The following is a 15,320-nucleotide window of genomic DNA, read 5'->3' as shown; positions in this document are numbered from 1 at the left end:
TCTATTTTGGGTAAGAGGTGACTTTTCCCATGCGCGTAACATCCACTGAATTCCAACAGAATGTCGGCCGCTTTCAGGATGCAGCGCAGCGGGCGCCGGTCGCGATTACCAAAAATGGCCGGACCCATACGGTGCTTCTCTCGGCGGCAATGTTCGAAGTGCTGGTCAAAGGGCGGGTTGCTAGACCCGTGGAGGAACTGGACGACGAGACGGTGAAAGCCATCGCCGAAAGCTCAGTCTCATCCCAGTTCGATGAGTTGGATGAAATGATCAAAGACTGGGCACCGTGAGCCTGCCCAAGCAGCCCGTTCCCGGCCTGGTGATTTCCTATTCCTATCTTTGGTTGGATGAACATATGAGAGGTGTTGAAGAGAGCCGCAAGAACCGCCCGTGTGCGATTGTCGCCGCACGTCGGATTGTGGAGGGGCGCGAAATCGTGACGGTGGTTCCGATCACGCATTCCCTCCCGGCCGATCCTGCCGATGGCATCGAAATGCCTGCGCCTCTCAAGGCTTACCTTGGGCTCGACGATATGCCGTCATGGGTCGTGGTGAGTGAAACCAACGATTTCCTTTGGCCAGGCCCCGATCTCAGACCAATTCCAGGAAGCAGTCCCTCCCGCTTCCACTATGGCATGCTGCCGCCACGCTTCTACGCGCATCTGCGGGATCGGCTTCTGCAGGCACATGCGCGTCGCAATCTCCGCCGCGTGCAACGCACCGATTAGCCCCGCGATCTCAGGACCCTCCCGCAACCCGCAGCAAATGGTCGAAGTCCTGCCTGACCTTTCGCGACGTCTCTTTGAGATGTGCTTCCAGGACGCCGAAATCCGGCAGGTCAGTGACCGCCAGAAGCAGATCCGAGAGTCCAGGCGGGACATCGTCGCGCTGGAACTCGCCGATGAGGCAAAGCCTGATCATCTGGGTCAGCGCCAGATAGAGCCGATAGGCCTCGCCAAGCTCTTCACGCACATCGGCTGAGGCGAAACCCGGAGAAAGCCGGGCCAAAATGTCGGCGGTCGCCGTGACCCGGCGGCCAGGCTCAATCGCGCCGGCGATGACCGCGACTTGGGCGATGAATTCGAGATCGATGAGCCCGCCCGGGATCAGCTTGATGTCCCAGAGGTCGCGCGGCGGCTTCTCCTTCTCGATCAGCGCCCGCATCTCCGAGGCCTCGGCTTTCACCTTGGCGGCATTGCGCGGCTGCGCCAGCACCGCCGCCACCTCATCGTCGAGCTCGGCGCAGAGTTCGGCATCGCCGCCGACGGCGCGGGCCCGTGCCAGCGCCATGTGCTCCCAGGTCCAGGCATCCCGGCGCTGATATTTCTTGAACGCATCGATATGGGTGGCGACCGGCCCCTTGTTGCCCGAGGGGCGCAGGCGCAGGTCCAACTCATAGAGCACGCCTTCGGCCGTCGGCGCCGAGACGGCGGCGATCAGGCGCTGCGTCATGCGGGTATAGTAATGCGAAGGCGCCAGCGGCTTTTCGCCGTCGGAGTCCTCGGCATCCGCGTCGTGGTCGTAGAGCAGGATGAGATCGACATCCGAACCGGCCGTGAGTTCGCGGCTGCCGAGCTTGCCCATGCCGAGCAGGGCCACCCTGCCGCCGGCGATCCTGCCGTGGCGCAGCGCGAATTCGGCGATCACCGCGTTCAGCGCCGCCTCGATGGTGAGATCGGCGAGATCGGAGAAGGCGCGGCCGGCGCGCGCGGGATCGATCGAGCCGGCAAGCAGGCGCACGCCGATCAGGAATTTCTGCTCGGAGGCGAAGATGCGCAGGCGGTCGAGCACGTCCTCATAGGCGCGATCGCCCTCGATGAAGGCGGCAAGCCGCGCCGAGAGATAGGCGCGGTCCGGCAGTTCGGTAAGCAGGGCCGGGTCGAGCAGGCCGTCGAAGACATGCGGGCGGCGGGTGATGATGGCAGCCAGCCTCGGCGCCGCGCCCATGATGGTCGCCATCAGCTTCAAGAGCGCCGGGTTCGATTGCAACAGCGAGAAAAGCTGGATGCCCGCCGGCAGGCCGGCGAGGAACTCGTCGAAGCGCATCAGCGCCTCGTCGGCGCGACGCGTCTGGCCGAAGGCTTTGAGCAACGCCGGGGTCAGTTCGGTCAGCCTCTCGCGCGCCTCCGCCGACTGGGTGACGCGGTAGCGCCCGAAATGCCAGCCGCGGATGACGCGGCAGATGTCGCTCGGCCGCTGGAAGCCGAGGCCATGCAGCGTCTGCAGCGTATCGGGATCGTCGACATCGCCGGTGAAGACCAGATTGCCGACGCCGGCCGAGAGCTCGGGTGCTGTCTCGAACAGCGCCGCGTAGTGGCGCTCGACCTGCTGCAGCGAGGCGCGGAAGGCCTGCGTGAATTCCGCCTCGCCGGCAAATCCCAGCATCAGCGCGATGCGTTTGAGCTCCTCGTCTTCTTCCGGCAGGACGTGCGTCTGCTCGTCAGCGACCATCTGGATGGCGTGCTCGACACGGCGCAGGAACCAGTACTGACGGGTGAGCGCATCGCGCGCGTCGGCGGTAATCCAGCCGCGCGCGGCAAGCGCTGCGAGCATCGGCACGGTCTCGCGGCCGCGCAGCTCCGGGAAGCGGCCGCCGGCGATGAGCTGCTGGGTCTGGACGAAGAACTCGATCTCGCGGATGCCGCCGCGGCCAAGCTTGACGTTATGGCCCTTCACCGCGATCTCGCCATGGCCCTTGTGGGCATGGATCTGGCGCTTGATCGAATGGACGTCGGCGATCGCCGCATAGTCCATGTATTTGCGCCAGACATAGGGTTGCAATTCCCTGAGGAAGGCGGCGCCGGCAGCAAGATCGCCGGCAACCGGCCGCGCCTTGATCATGGCGGCGCGCTCCCAGTTCTGGCCGCGCGCCTCGTAATAGCGAAGCGCTGCCTCGACCGGGATTGCCAGCGGCGTCGAGCCGGGATCGGGGCGCAGCCTCAGATCGGTGCGGAAGACATAGCCATGCTCGGTGCGATCCTGCAGGATGCGCACGAGACGACGGGTAAGCCTGGAGAACAGCTCGGTCGCGTCGAGCGGATCGATGACGGCCGGCGCCTCCGGCTCGAAGAAGACGACGAGATCGATGTCGGAGGAAAAGTTCAGCTCATGCGCGCCGAGCTTGCCCATGCCGAGCAGGATCCAGCCTGAATCCCTGGCAGGCTCGGCCGGATGCGGTAGCTTGAGCTTGCCTTGCCGATGCGCGTCGAGCAGCAGGAAATCGACGGCGGCGCATGTGCAGGCGTCGGCAAGATCGCTGAGCCGGCGCACCGTCACGGAGGTCTCCGCCTCGCCTGAAAGATCGGCCAGCGCGATCAGGAAATGCGCTTCGGTCTTCCATTGCCTGAGCGCCATCATCAGGCTCGCTTCCGAGGCGTCTTCCGCCTTGGCCGCGCCGCCGATCGCTTCGCCGATGGCATCGAGCCGCGCTTCGATCGTCAGGTCGAACAGCGTATCGAGGATCGCCGGCCGCCGGCGCGCCACGTCGCGCAGGAAGGGCGAGAGGTCGAAGACGGCCGCCAGCAGGTCCTGCAGCGGCCCCTCGCCCGCCAGGAACGCAGCGAGTCGGGAATGCCCCTCCTCCTCGGCGGCGTCGGCGATTTCCGACAATTCGCGCCGGGCATGTTTCGCGTCCAGGGGGCGGAGCGCCAGTGTCGGGCTAAGCCGGAATTCGGATTCGATTTTCTTCTTCGCCATTTATCCGCGCCGTCAATGCGTCTCCCGCAATGGGAAACTCATGACCACGGACAATCCGGGATTGGCGGGCAAAAGATCAAGCCTTCCGTTGTGGAAAGTCATGATTGCCTTGGCCAGGCTGAGGCCCAGGCCAGAGCCCGGCTGCGAGCGGCTCTTTTCCAGGCGCACGAACCGCTCGGTGGCTCGGGCACGATCGGCGTCGTCCGGAATGCCGTGGCCGTTGTCGCCGACGGCAAGCTTGATCTCGTTGCCGAGGCGCTCCAGCGCCACACGCACCTTCGGCGTCTCGGCGGCGTCGGTCGAGTATTTGATGGCGTTGTCGACGATGTTGGACAGCGCCTGGCCGATCAGTTCGCGGTTGCCGTTGATCGTGAAGGCCTCGGGCACGGTTGCTTCCAGCGCGACGCCCGCCTCTTCCGCCACCGGCTCGTAGAGTTCGACGACGTCGCTCACCGTCGCGGCGAGATCGACGGGACCGGTCTGTTCCGAGGAATAGCCAGCCTCCAGGCGCGAGATCATCAGGATGGCGTTGAATGTCTTGATGAGCTGGTCGGACTCCGCGATCGTGCCTTCCAGCGCCTGACGGTAATCCTGCGTCTTGTGCCTGCCGGCGAGCGTCGCCTCGGCGCGGTTGCGCAGCCTGGTCAGCGGCGTCTTCAGATCATGGGCGATGTTGTCAGAGACCTGCTTCAGCCCCTCGTTCAGCATGGCGATCCTGGCCAGCATCGAATTGAGGTTCGCCGACAGGCGGTCGAATTCGTCGCCGGCGCCGGTGACCGGCAGCCGTCCGGACAAATCGCCGCCCATGATGCGGCGGCTGGCGTCCGAGACGCTGTCGATGCGCTTCAGCGCGGCGCGCCCGACAAAGAACCAGATCAGGATGCCGCCAAGCCCCATCATACCGAGCGCCAGGGTCAGCGCGCGGCTGATGACGGCGCGGAAGCGCTCGGGCTCGCCGAGGTCGCGGCCGACCAGCATGATCATCTGGTTGGGCAGTCTCAACACCAGCGCGATGGCGTTGTGGCCCTTTTCCCCTGTGGACTGGGGGCTGTTGCTGCTGTCGTTGGCCGGAGGCGTGGACTGGTCCGAACCGCCGCTGCGCAGCCGATCGAGCTCGCCCTCGCCGAAGCGCTGGTAGGAAAACGGTTCCGTCGTCCAGCCCTCGGTCTCTATGACCCCTGGCTCCAGACTCTGCACATTGCCGGTCAGGATCTGGCCATTGGCGTCAGCGATCAGGTAAAGATTGGCGCCGGGCTGGCGCGAGCGGGCCTCGACGACGCGCACCAGCACCGGCAGACCGCCGCGCTGATAGGCGCGGGCCAGGCCCAGCACCTCGTCGTTGATGGTCTCCTGCGTCTGCGCGGTCAGCATGCGCGCCGACAGCGACGTCATGTAGAAGACGAGCAGCACGGCGCAGAGCGCGAAAAGCAGAAGATAAAGCGCCGAAAGCCGGGCCGCCGTGGTCTTCATGATGGCCGGCAGTGAGAGAGCCATCTGTGGCTTCACCCGCCCTTCAGCATGTAGCCGGCGCCGCGGATCGTGTGCAGGATCGGCTTGTCGAAGCCTTTTTCGATCTTGCCGCGCAGGCGCGAGACGTGGACGTCGATGACATTGGTCTGCGGATCGAAGTGATAATCCCAGACATTTTCCAGAAGCATGGTGCGCGTCACCACCTGCCCGGCATGGCGCATCAGATATTCGAGCAGGCGGAACTCGCGCGGCTGCAGCGTGATCTCGCGGCCGGCGCGCTTGACCGAATGCGACAGCCGGTCGAGCTCGAGATCGCCGACACGGTAGACGGTCTCGGATTCGCGCGCGCTGGCGCGGCGGTTCAGCACCTCGACGCGGGCAAGCAACTCGGAAAAGGCATAGGGCTTGGTGAGATAATCGTCGCCGCCGGCGCGCAAGCCCGTGACGCGGTCGTCGACCTCGCCCAGCGCCGAAAGGATCAGCACCGGCGTGGTGTTGCCGCGCGAGCGAAGCGCTGCGATCACCGACAGGCCGTCACGGCGCGGCATCAGGCGGTCGACCACCATCACGTCATAGTCGCCGGCATCGGCGAGCGCGAAGCCGGTCTCGCCGTCGCCGGCGACATGGGCGGTGTGGCCCGCCTCGGCGAAGGCTTTCTGCAAATAATCCGCCGCCTCGCGATCGTCTTCCATGACGAGAATCTTCATGGGACCGTTATACGCGATTTCATCGGAAGTTTGAGAGGCAGTCATTCTTCGGGCCTTGCCTTCATTAGTCGCATGTCTTCTTCCAAAACCGGCGACCACTTTTGGGCGACATGCATTTCGTTCCGCATGTCGTGATCCCAAAACCGGTGCCCACTTTTGGGCGACATGCATTTCGTTCCGCATGTCGTGATCCCAAAACCGGTGCCCACTTTTGGGCGACATGCGATAAGCGGCAGCGGGTGATGGGAAACCCGCTGCCGCCAGGAGCGAAACACGGTGACTGACTTACGTGCTCGGCCCCATGTTTTCCCGGCGGCGGCTCGGGGGTGTTGATACCGCCGCAGGGAAAATCTGAACGCTGAAATCTCAGCCCTTGCCGACCGGCAGCGCCACAAAACGGTTCGAGTCGTCGCGGGTGATCTGCATCAGCACCGCCTTGCGGCCGGCCTTGGCTGCATCGGCCATGGCCTTGGAGACGTCGTCGGTGGTGTTCACGTCGTTCGAATTGATCGAGGTGATGACGTCGCCGGGCTGGATGCCACGGTCGGCCGCGTCGCTGTCAGGATCGACGTCGGTGACCACGAGGCCCTTGCCGTTTTCCGCCTTGGTGACGGTCAGGCCGAGATCGGCCAGCGTGTCGGCCTTGGCGGCGGGCGCCGACTGCTTGTTGTTGTCGTCGTTCGAGGCCTGCTTGTCGCTTGCCGGCAACGTGCCGAGATCGACCTTGACCGTCTCGTTCTTGCCGCTGCGCCAGACGGTGACGTCGACCGATTTGCCCGGTGCGAATGCGCCGATCATGCGGGCGAGCTCCTTCGGCGAAGCGACATCCTTGCCGTCGACCTGGGTGATGACGTCGCCGGCGGCGATGCCCGCCTTCTTGCCCGGACCGGAATCCTGGGCACTCGAGACCAGCGCGCCCTTGTCCGACTTCAGGCCGAGCGACTCCGCGATGTCGGAGGTGACCGGCTGGATCTCGACGCCGAGCCAGCCGCGCTGGACGGAGCCGCTCTTCATCAGGTCCTGGACGACCTGCTTGGCGGTCGAGGCCGGGATGTCGAAGGCAATGCCGACGCTGCCGCCCGACGGCGAGAAGATGGCGGTGTTGATGCCGATCACCTGGCCGTTGAGGTTGAAGGTCGGACCGCCCGAATTGCCGCGATTGACCGAAGCATCGATCTGGATGAAGTCGTCATAGGGGCCGGCGCCGATGTCACGGCCGCGAGCCGAGACGATGCCCGCGGTGACGGTGCCGCCGAGGCCGAAGGGATTGCCGACCGCAACCACCCAGTCACCGATGCGAACCTTGGAGTCGTCGGCAAAGTCGACATAGGTGAACTTGTTGCCGCCGCCATCGACCTTGAGCACGGCGAGATCGGTGCGCGGATCGGTGCCGATCAGCTTGGCGTCGAGCTCCTTACCGTCATTGGTGACGACGCTGAAATCCGAGCCTTCCGAAACCACATGGTTGTTGGTGACGAGATAACCGTCTTCCGAGATGAAGAAGCCCGAGCCCTGAGCGACCGGACGCGGCTCGCCATTGCCATGGTCGCGATGGTTGAAGCGGCGCATGCCGAACTGGCCGCCCTGACCCTGGTCGCCGAAGCCGCGAAATTCCTTGAAGAAGCGGCGCAGCTGCGGATTGTCAGGCAGGTTATCGAAACCGTCCTGATCGTCCGAGCCGTTGTCGGCCGTCGGTTGGATCTTGGCCTTGACCTTGACGCTGACGACCGCCGGCGAGACATGCTCGACGACATCGGCGAAACTCGGCACTTGCGGGGCTTCGACGCGCACGGCATCGGCCAGCACGGGGGCGGTGCCGGTGGCAAGCGCGCCTGCGCCGACCGCACCGATGACGGCCAGGGATGCGACGGCGGCCATCAGGCGCTTTCGGGTGCGGGAATATGAATTGGGGGCGATATTCATGGGATTTCGTTTCCTCTTTCGAAGGGATGCGCTCAGGCGAAGCATCCTCAGGCAAGAGGATTAGAGAGCCGCACATTACGGCGCCATTTCCGGTACATGAAAGTTTTGTAATGTTGGCCGAGTTCGTCATTGCAGGGCGAAGCTCCGTCGCGGAGACGCTGGAATCCAGGCCGTTACCTTCGCCGAAGGTTGCAGCGGAGCAGAATTCTGCACTGTTCGCGGCGCTTGGAAAGTCACGGAATGGATTTCTATGGTCTGCGTGCGTCGCTTCGCTCCTTGCTCCGCCATAGAATGACGACCCGCGAGCGGCCGTGGCCAATTATCGACGTCAGCGATGGCGCTAATCGCTTAGCATCTTGTCTAGCGCCGCCTGTTCCTCGGCACTCAGGGTGCTACCCGATGCCGGGCGGCGCGAGCGTGCGCTGAGCACAATGAACAGACCGCCGGCCAGAAGCAGAAGCACCGGCGTACCCCACAAAAGCGCGGTGCGCAGGCTGAAGCGCGGCTTGAGCAGCACGAACTCGCCATAGCGCGAAACGATATAGTCCATCACCTGCTGGTCGGTGTCGCCGGCAACGAGGCGCTGGCGCACGAGGACGCGCAGGTCCCGGGCAAGATCGGCGTCGGATTCGTCGATCGACTGGTTCTGGCAGACCATGCAACGCAGGCCTTCCGACAGCGCGCGCGCCCTCGCCTCCAATGCGGGGTCCTGCAGCACTTCATCCGGCTTCACCGCCTGGGCCGCGCCGGCGAAAAACAGCGCCAGCAACAGGACCAGCGGAACGAGCGAAAACCTCGCTTTCATGTCGGGGTCGCCAGGGCCGCGGCCGGCTTTCGCCGCTTGGCCGGCGCGCCGACGCGCAGGCGACGGTCGAGCAGCGACATGGCGGCGCCCGCCATCATCACCAGTCCGCCGCCCCAGATCAGCGTCACCAGCGGCTTCCACCAAAGACGCACGACGACGGAGCCGTCATTGTTCTTGTCGCCGAGCGACAGATAAAGCTGGCTCAACCCAATCGTCCTGATGCCGGACTCGGTCGTCACCGTCTGGCGCACCGGATAGAAGCGTTTCGCGGAGGTGATTGCGCCATCGGCGTTGCCGTCGGCGCCTACCAGCAGGAAGCGGCCGCGATCCTGGGTGAAATTCGGACCTTTCTGCGGAGAGAGCCCTTCGAAGCGCAGCGTGTGGCCGGAGAGCTCCACCGTCTCGCCGGGATGCATCGAGAGGATTTTCTCCGTGCCGAAGCAGAGCGTGCCGACAATGCCGAGCAAGGTCAGCCCGAGGCCGAGATGCGCCAGCGCCGTGCCGAAGACGGAGCGCGGCAGGCCGGCGAAGCGGCGCAGCATGATGCCCGGCGCCACCGAGCCGAAACCGGATTTGACCGCAAGATCGGTCAGTGCGCCGGCGACCAGCCAGACGGCGAGGCCGACGCCGAGTGCCGCGAACACCGAGGCGCCGTCGATGAACAGGCCAGTGACCAGCATTGCGGCGATCGCGAGCGCAAAGGCGGCCATCAGCCGCTGCGAGGCGGCGATGACGTCGCCGCGCTTCCAGGCGAGCAAGGGGCCGAACGGCACGATCGCGAGCAGCGGCAGCATCAGCGGGCCGAAGGTCAGGTCGAAGAACGGCGCGCCGACCGAGATCTTGCCGCCGGTGAGCGCCTCCAGCGCCAACGGGTAGAGCGTGCCGACCAGCACCGTCGCCGTGGCGGTGGTGAGAAAGAGGTTGTTCAGCACCAGCGCGCCTTCGCGCGAGATCGGATGGAACAGGCCGCCCGCCGTCAGCCGTGAGGCGCGCAGCGCAAACAGCGCCAGCGAGCCGCCGATGAACAGCGTCAGGATGCACAGGATGAAGACGCCGCGCGCCGGGTCGGTGGCGAAGGCGTGCACCGAGGTCAGCACGCCGGAACGCACCAGGAAAGTGCCGAGCAGCGACAGCGAGAAGGTCAGGATGGCGAGCAGCAGCGTCCAGATTTTCAGTGCCGAACGCTTCTCCATGACGATCGCCGAATGAAGCAGCGCGGTACCGGCGAGCCAGGGCATGAAGGAGGCGTTCTCGACCGGATCCCAGAACCAGAAGCCACCCCAGCCGAGCTCGTAATAGGCCCAGTAGGAACCCATGGCGATGCCGCCGGTAAGGAACATCCAAGCGACCAGTGTCCAGGGTCGCACCCAGCGTGCCCAGGAGGCGTCGATGCGCCCCTCGATCAGTGCGGCAACCGAAAAAGAGAAGCAGATCGAGAAGCCGACATAGCCGAGATAGAGCATCGGCGGATGGATAGCGAGGCCGAGATCCTGCAGGATCGGATTAAGGTCGCGGCCCTCGATCGGCGCCGGGTTGAGGCGGATGAAGGGGTTGGACGTCGCCAGGATGAACAGGAAGAAGGCAGCGCCGATCATGCCCTGCACGGCCAGCACATTGGCCTTGAGCGTTGACGGCAGGTTGTTGCCGAAGACCGCGACCAGCGCGCCGAAGAAGGTCAGGATCAGCACCCACAGCAGCATCGAGCCTTCGTGGTTCCCCCAGGTGCCGGTGATCTTGTAGATCATCGGCTGCAGCGAATGGGAGTTCTCCCACACGCTCGCCACCGAGAAGTCGGAGCGGGCATAGGCGCTGGCAAGTGCGGCGAAGGACAGCGCGGTCAACGCGAAGCCGGTGACCGTGACCGGACCGCCGACCGCCATCAAGCGCTGATTACCGGTGCGGGCGCCGACGAGCGGCACCAGCATCTGCACCAGCGACAGAGCGAAGGCCAGCACGAGCGCGAAATGTCCGGTCTCAACCATCAATTTGTGCTTTCTTGCCAGACGCCCTTGGCCTTCAGACCGTCGGCGACTTCCTTGGGCATGTAACGCTCGTCATGCTTGGCCAAAACGCTGTCGGCGACGAACACGCCATCCGGGCCGAAAGCGCCCTCGGTTATCACGCCCTGATCCTCGCGGAACAGGTCGGGCAGGATGCCGGTATAGGTGACCTTGACCGATTTCTGCTTGTCGGTGACCGAGAAGACGACGGTGGCGCCCTGGCCGCGCACGACGGTGCCCTTCTCGACGAGACCGCCGAGCCGGATGCGTTGTCCGGGCGGCAAACTCGCCGTGGCGAGATCGGCCGGCATGTAGAAATAGGAGGCCTTCTGTCCAAGCGCATAGAAGGTGAGGCCGGCAGCGGCGCCGAGGAAAGCCAGCCCCGCCACGATCACCGACAATCGCTTCTGCTTGCGCGTCATTGCCTTACTCCGTCGCCGTTACGCCGAGCGAGGCGGCGAAGGCGGTGAATTTCCTGGCCTGTTCACTATCCGCCCCGAAGGCGGCGACAGCGCGGCCGAGCGCGGCCCGCGCCTGGTCGGCCTTGCCAAGCACGACATAGGAACGGATGAGCCGCATCCATCCTTCCTCGTCACGCGGATTCTGCTTCAATTTGTCGTCCAACCCGGCGACCATGGTCTCGATCATCGCCTGCCGGTCCTGCGGCGACATCTGTTGCGCGGCTTCCACCTGCTGCGCATCCGGGCCGTTGGCCGGCGCGGCCTTGGCGACAGCCGGCTCGCCCGCCTCGGCAAGCGCCTGCTGAACGGCGTTGCGCCAGGGCGAATCCGGCGCCAGCTGGCCGAGCATCTTTTGCCAGGCGGTGACGGCCTCGGCCTTCTTGCCTTCCTGGGCGAGGCCCACCGCCAGGTAAAAATTCGCCTTGGCGTTGGCCGGATCGAACTTCAGGGCTGCCTCGAAGGCGCTTTGGGCATCGGCCGAAACGATGCCGCCGGCAGCATTGGCGATCGCCTCGCCGAGACCCGACTGGCGCACGGCGCTGTCGCCGTCGAGGCGGATGGCGTTGCGATAGGCGGTCACGGCGTCAGGAAAGCGCTGCAGCCGAAGATAGATCGGCGCCAGCACATCCCAGCCCTTGCCGTCCGACGGATTGGCGGCGAGATGGGCTTCGGCGCGGGCGACCAGTTCGTCGACCGAGGAATCGGCCGGGTTCTTGGCCAGACGTTCGGCCAGCGGCTGCGAGGGCAGATCGGGAGAACCGAGCATGCCGTAGAGCCCCCAGCTCAACAGGGGAACCGCAAGCACGGCCACGCTGGCGACCCATCTGGCGCCGCGCGCGGGCCTGGGCGTCGCCGCGCCCGGCTGCAAAGCCGCGCCCAGACGCAGGATGCGGCGGCCGATCTCGGCACGCGCCTCCTCGGCCTCGCCCGGCTGGATCAGGCCGCGCGCCATGTCGCGGTCGAGCTCGGAAAGCTGGTCGCGATAGACTTCGAGATCATGATCGCCGGCCGGCGACGCGCCCTTCATGCCGCCGGTGAGCGGCAACAGCACCGCCAGGCTGGCGCCCAGCGTGAGGATTGCGGCTATGACCCAGAACAGCATGCCTATTCCAATAGCGGCAGAGCCTTGCCCTGCCAACACGACCATCGTGCGACGCTTTGACGGCAGACGCCGTCGGCCGCAGGCCTAATTCCGTTCCAAAGCCGTCAGGTCAGCGGCGTCCAGCTGCCATCGGCGTTGCGGCAGGCGGTGCCGCGCGCGGTGACGCCCGCGCCGCTGGTATAGACGGTGTGGGTGTACTGGCGGCAATCCTGCGAGCCGACCCGGTAGGGCTGGGCGGCGACGACCTCGCCATAATGCGAGGAGTTGTCGCTCTTCCACGTCACTTTCTGGCCGCTGGTGTTGTATTCCAGCGCCTTGTATTCCGCTTCCAGGCCTTTGCGCTTTTCGGCATCGCTGAGGCCCGAGCCGACCGATCCGCCGATAAGCCCGCCATTCATGGCCGAAACGATGCCGGTCGAGACCTTGCCGCCGGCGGGCGGCGTGGAAACAGGCGTGACAGGGGAGGTTGGACCGCCCCTGCCGAGCGTCGTGCAGCCGGAAACGGCGAGCAGGGCGGAAACGAGCGCGACGCGGATCTTCATGCCAACAACCGGTTCTCTTGAGCAGGATGAGCTGGGGGCTGCGTCATCGGGGAGGATATCGAGCCCATAGTGTTGACATTTGTCGGAAATTTGGCCGCCAGCCCTTGCTCGCAAATCGATAAAAAACATCATTGAAGGCTCCGCAATCTCACCACCGCCCTCAAGCCGCCCATGCCGGACCGTTCCAGCGCCAGCGAGCCTCCATACTCGTTGACGAGGTCGGCGACAATGGCGAGCCCGAGCCCTGTTCCCGGCTTCGTCTCATCGAGTCTCTTGCCACGCTTCAACACCTCCCGCGCACTGTCCTCGGGAATGCCCGGGCCGTCATCCTCTATAACGATTTCAAACAGGTTGCCGCTTCCCGAAATAGTGGCGATCGTCACGGCGACGGCGCCTTTAGCCCATTTCATCGCATTGTCGAGCAGATTGCCGAGCAGTTCCTCCAGATCCTCGCGCTCGCCGGCAAAGACGATCTCCGCCGACGGCAGCGACAGCGTCAGCCTGGACTGCGGGTTGAGTTTCCGCAGCACGCGCACCATGCGCTCGACCAGCGGCGAAACCGGCGTGCGGAAGACGACGCTGTCGCGCTGCGCGGCGACACGGGCGCGCTGCAGATAGTGGTCGACCTGTTTCTGCATGGAGGCGGCCTGCTCGGCGATCAACTGACCCTTGGCGCCGCCAAGCGCCCGGCCCTCATTGATCAGCACGGCGAGCGGCGTCTTCAGCGAATGGGCAAGGTTGCCGACCTGGGTGCGCGAGCGCTCGACGATGCGCCGGTTGTTCTCGATCAACGCATTGGTCTCGTTGGCGAGCGGCTCGATCTCGGCCGGGAAGCTGCCGTCGAGCCGCTGGGCGGTGCCTTCGCGCACCATGGCCAGCGCATTGCGGACCCGGCGCAAAGGCTGGAGACCCAAGAGGATGGCGATGGCGTTGATGGCGATCATGCCGACGCCGAACAGCGACAGATAGGTGAGCAGGCGGCGCTGGAAGCTGGCGATCTCCTGCTCGAGCTCGCTGTGATTGCCCATGACGCGGAAACGGGCGGCGCGGTTCTTCGCGTCCAGCACGAACTCGCTCTCGAAAACTTCGAGCTGCTCGCCCTTTATGCCCTCCATCGAATAGCTGCGCTGGAAGTTCGAGTTGAAGGGCACTTCCGCGACGCTCGGCGACAAGAGTGAAGTCGTCATCGAGGAGGAATGGATTTCGCCATGCACGCCTTCGGAAGCAGGCTCGACCGACCAATACCAGCCGGAATTCGGCTCGGAAAAGCGCAGATCGCCGAGGTCGGGCGAGCCGGTCAGCGCACCGTTGTCGGAAATGCCGACGGAACCGATCAGGTTGAACAGATGCGCCGAAAGCAGGCTGTCGAAGCCGCGTTCGCTGGCCTGGCGGTAAAGCGTGGTGATGAGGGTGAAGATGACGACCAGCGTCAGGATCGCCCAGATGGTGGAAAAGGCGATGACGCGGAAGGTCAGCGAGCGCGGCCAGAGCCGCAGCTTCGACAGCCCCGCGCCTATGGTTGGCTTCAGCGGTTCCGCGTCACGCCTCCGGCTCACGCATGCGATAGCCCATGCCACGCACGGTTTCGATCATATCGATGCCCATCTTCTTGCGAAGCCGGCCGACAAACACCTCGATAGTGTTGGAATCGCGGTCGAAATCCTGGTCGTAGAGATGCTCGACCAGCTCGGTGCGCGACACCACCTCGCCCATATGATGCATCAGGTAAGCGAGCAGCCGGAACTCGTGCGAGGTGAGTTTGAGCGGCACGCCTTTGACGTCGGCCTTGGACGCCTTTGTGTCCAGGCGCAGCGGCCCGCAAGTGAGCTCGGACGATGCATGGCCGGCCGCGCGGCGGATCAGCGCCCGCACCCGCGCCAGCACCTCCTCGATGTGGAAGGGTTTGGTCACATAGTCGTCGGCGCCGGCGTCGATGCCGGCCACCTTGTCGCTCCAGCGGTCGCGCGCGGTCAGGATCAGCACCGGCATCTTGCGGTCGCCTCGGCGCCAGCGCTCGACGACGCTGATGCCGTCCATCTGCGGCAGGCCGATATCGAGGACCACGGCATCGTAAGGCTCGGTGTCGCCAAGGAAGTGCCCCTCCTCGCCGTCATAGGCGCGGTCGACCACATAGCCGGCGTCGACCAGCGCGTCGGCCAGCTGCCGGTTGAGATCCTTGTCATCCTCGACGACGAGCACGCGCATGGGTTGAAGCCTGTTGCTGGGTAGACGTATAGGCCGATTCCCCGGCCTGGGAAACGAGAGGGTCAGCCCATCGGGACGACGATTTCCGAGCGGCGCGGACGCTGTCCGTCCTTGCCGGGGACCAGCACGACGATGACGCAGACCTGCTGGCCGCCCCGCGTCGCCTGCGAGGCCTTGGCCAGCGTGCCGCCATTCTGCGCGGCGACCTGCTGGCCGATGGCGTAGCAATCGTTGGCGGCAAGCACGACCGGCTGGTCGACCGACGGGTCGATGACCGGCATTGCCGTCGTCTGCGACGCAAAGAGGCCGGCTGCGGCAAGCGCCAGCACTGCTTTGCGGAGATGGGAGCCAAGGTTGGTCATGATCACGGTTCTAACGCATATGGGCTGAACGTGAAATGAACGGTGAAC

The 15,320-nt window shown here is 65.0% G+C and carries 14 protein-coding genes; 2 read left to right on the top strand and 12 right to left on the bottom strand.

Annotated elements, in window-relative coordinates; translation table 11 throughout:
• Nucleotides 1-29 precede the first annotated feature (29 nt).
• A complete protein-coding gene (locus FJ414_RS09020) occupies nt 30-290 on the top strand; it encodes a type II toxin-antitoxin system prevent-host-death family antitoxin (RefSeq protein WP_140643585.1) in 261 nt (86 codons plus the stop codon).
• Nucleotides 287-727: a hypothetical protein gene (locus tag FJ414_RS09015; protein ID WP_140643582.1), complete on the top strand. Its 441-nt coding sequence runs from the start codon at nt 287-289 to the stop codon at nt 725-727. The genes FJ414_RS09020 and FJ414_RS09015 overlap by 4 nt, the downstream gene beginning before the upstream one ends.
• Nucleotides 728-737: 10 nt before the next feature.
• Here FJ414_RS09015 and FJ414_RS09010 read toward each other — a convergent pair whose 3' ends face one another.
• The 12 genes from FJ414_RS09010 to FJ414_RS08955 form a co-directional block, all read right to left on the bottom strand.
• Entirely contained in the window at nt 738-3,695 is a 2,958-nt protein-coding gene (locus tag FJ414_RS09010; RefSeq protein WP_140643580.1) for a bifunctional [glutamine synthetase] adenylyltransferase/[glutamine synthetase]-adenylyl-L-tyrosine phosphorylase, read from the bottom strand.
• Nucleotides 3,696-3,707: 12 nt separating this feature from the next.
• A complete protein-coding gene (locus FJ414_RS09005) occupies nt 3,708-5,189 on the bottom strand; it encodes a HAMP domain-containing sensor histidine kinase (protein ID WP_140643578.1) in 1,482 nt (493 codons plus the stop codon).
• Nucleotides 5,190-5,197: 8 nt separating this feature from the next.
• Complete coding sequence (locus tag FJ414_RS09000) at nt 5,198-5,872, bottom strand: response regulator transcription factor (protein ID WP_040991372.1); 675 nt, start codon at nt 5,870-5,872, stop codon at nt 5,198-5,200.
• Nucleotides 5,873-6,238: 366 nt separating this feature from the next.
• The gene (locus tag FJ414_RS08995) at nt 6,239-7,795 is read right to left on the bottom strand and encodes a Do family serine endopeptidase (RefSeq protein ID WP_140643576.1); all 1,557 of its coding nucleotides are present in this window, start codon (nt 7,793-7,795) and stop codon (nt 6,239-6,241) included.
• Between the two features lie 340 nt (nt 7,796-8,135).
• Entirely contained in the window at nt 8,136-8,600 is a 465-nt protein-coding gene (locus FJ414_RS08990; protein ID WP_140643574.1) for a cytochrome c-type biogenesis protein, read from the bottom strand.
• A complete protein-coding gene (locus tag FJ414_RS08985) occupies nt 8,597-10,582 on the bottom strand; it encodes a heme lyase CcmF/NrfE family subunit (RefSeq protein WP_140643571.1) in 1,986 nt (661 codons plus the stop codon). Before FJ414_RS08985 ends, FJ414_RS08990 begins: the two co-directional genes overlap by 4 nt.
• The gene (gene ccmE, locus FJ414_RS08980) at nt 10,582-11,022 is read right to left on the bottom strand and encodes a cytochrome c maturation protein CcmE (RefSeq protein ID WP_140643569.1); all 441 of its coding nucleotides are present in this window, start codon (nt 11,020-11,022) and stop codon (nt 10,582-10,584) included. The genes FJ414_RS08985 and ccmE overlap by 1 nt, the downstream gene beginning before the upstream one ends.
• A 4-nt stretch (nt 11,023-11,026) precedes the next feature.
• Nucleotides 11,027-12,163, bottom strand: coding sequence for a c-type cytochrome biogenesis protein CcmI (gene ccmI, locus FJ414_RS08975; RefSeq protein ID WP_140643567.1), 1,137 nt, complete (start codon nt 12,161-12,163; stop codon nt 11,027-11,029).
• 104 nt (nt 12,164-12,267) lie between these two features.
• Nucleotides 12,268-12,705, bottom strand: a complete 438-nt coding sequence (locus FJ414_RS08970) for a hypothetical protein (RefSeq protein WP_140643565.1) — start codon at nt 12,703-12,705, stop codon at nt 12,268-12,270.
• Between the two features lie 128 nt (nt 12,706-12,833).
• A complete protein-coding gene (locus FJ414_RS08965; protein ID WP_140643563.1) occupies nt 12,834-14,261 on the bottom strand; it encodes an ATP-binding protein in 1,428 nt (475 codons plus the stop codon).
• Nucleotides 14,245-14,910, bottom strand: a complete 666-nt coding sequence (locus FJ414_RS08960; RefSeq protein WP_140643561.1) for a response regulator transcription factor — start codon at nt 14,908-14,910, stop codon at nt 14,245-14,247. The genes FJ414_RS08965 and FJ414_RS08960 overlap by 17 nt, the downstream gene beginning before the upstream one ends.
• A gap of 62 nt (nt 14,911-14,972) precedes the next feature.
• Nucleotides 14,973-15,272: a hypothetical protein gene (locus FJ414_RS08955; protein WP_140643559.1), complete on the bottom strand. Its 300-nt coding sequence runs from the start codon at nt 15,270-15,272 to the stop codon at nt 14,973-14,975.
• Nucleotides 15,273-15,320 lie beyond the last annotated feature (48 nt).

The organism is Mesorhizobium sp. B3-1-6, from assembly GCF_006439555.1.
Taxonomy (GTDB): domain Bacteria; phylum Pseudomonadota; class Alphaproteobacteria; order Rhizobiales; family Rhizobiaceae; genus Mesorhizobium.
Note: the sequence above shows the minus strand (reverse complement) of the source record. Positions and strands in the feature narration are given on the sequence as shown.

Excerpts from the sequence above, each read along its gene's own strand:
- FJ414_RS08990 (WP_140643574.1), bottom strand. The coding sequence starts at position 8,600 with ATGAAAGCGAGGTTTTCGCTCGTTCCGCTGGTCCTGTTGCTGGCGCTG.
- FJ414_RS08970 (WP_140643565.1), bottom strand. The coding sequence starts at position 12,705 with ATGAAGATCCGCGTCGCGCTCGTTTCCGCCCTGCTCGCCGTTTCCGGC.
- FJ414_RS08995 (WP_140643576.1), bottom strand. The coding sequence starts at position 7,795 with ATGAATATCGCCCCCAATTCATATTCCCGCACCCGAAAGCGCCTGATG.
- FJ414_RS09005 (WP_140643578.1), bottom strand. The coding sequence starts at position 5,189 with ATGGCTCTCTCACTGCCGGCCATCATGAAGACCACGGCGGCCCGGCTT.
- FJ414_RS09010 (WP_140643580.1), bottom strand. The coding sequence starts at position 3,695 with ATGGCGAAGAAGAAAATCGAATCCGAATTCCGGCTTAGCCCGACACTG.
- ccmE (WP_140643569.1), bottom strand. The coding sequence starts at position 11,022 with ATGACGCGCAAGCAGAAGCGATTGTCGGTGATCGTGGCGGGGCTGGCT.
- FJ414_RS09020 (WP_140643585.1), top strand. The coding sequence starts at position 30 with ATGCGCGTAACATCCACTGAATTCCAACAGAATGTCGGCCGCTTTCAG.
- ccmI (WP_140643567.1), bottom strand. The coding sequence starts at position 12,163 with ATGCTGTTCTGGGTCATAGCCGCAATCCTCACGCTGGGCGCCAGCCTG.
- FJ414_RS08955 (WP_140643559.1), bottom strand. The coding sequence starts at position 15,272 with ATGACCAACCTTGGCTCCCATCTCCGCAAAGCAGTGCTGGCGCTTGCC.
- FJ414_RS09000 (WP_040991372.1), bottom strand. The coding sequence starts at position 5,872 with ATGAAGATTCTCGTCATGGAAGACGATCGCGAGGCGGCGGATTATTTG.
- FJ414_RS08960 (WP_140643561.1), bottom strand. The coding sequence starts at position 14,910 with ATGCGCGTGCTCGTCGTCGAGGATGACAAGGATCTCAACCGGCAGCTG.
- FJ414_RS08985 (WP_140643571.1), bottom strand. The coding sequence starts at position 10,582 with ATGGTTGAGACCGGACATTTCGCGCTCGTGCTGGCCTTCGCTCTGTCG.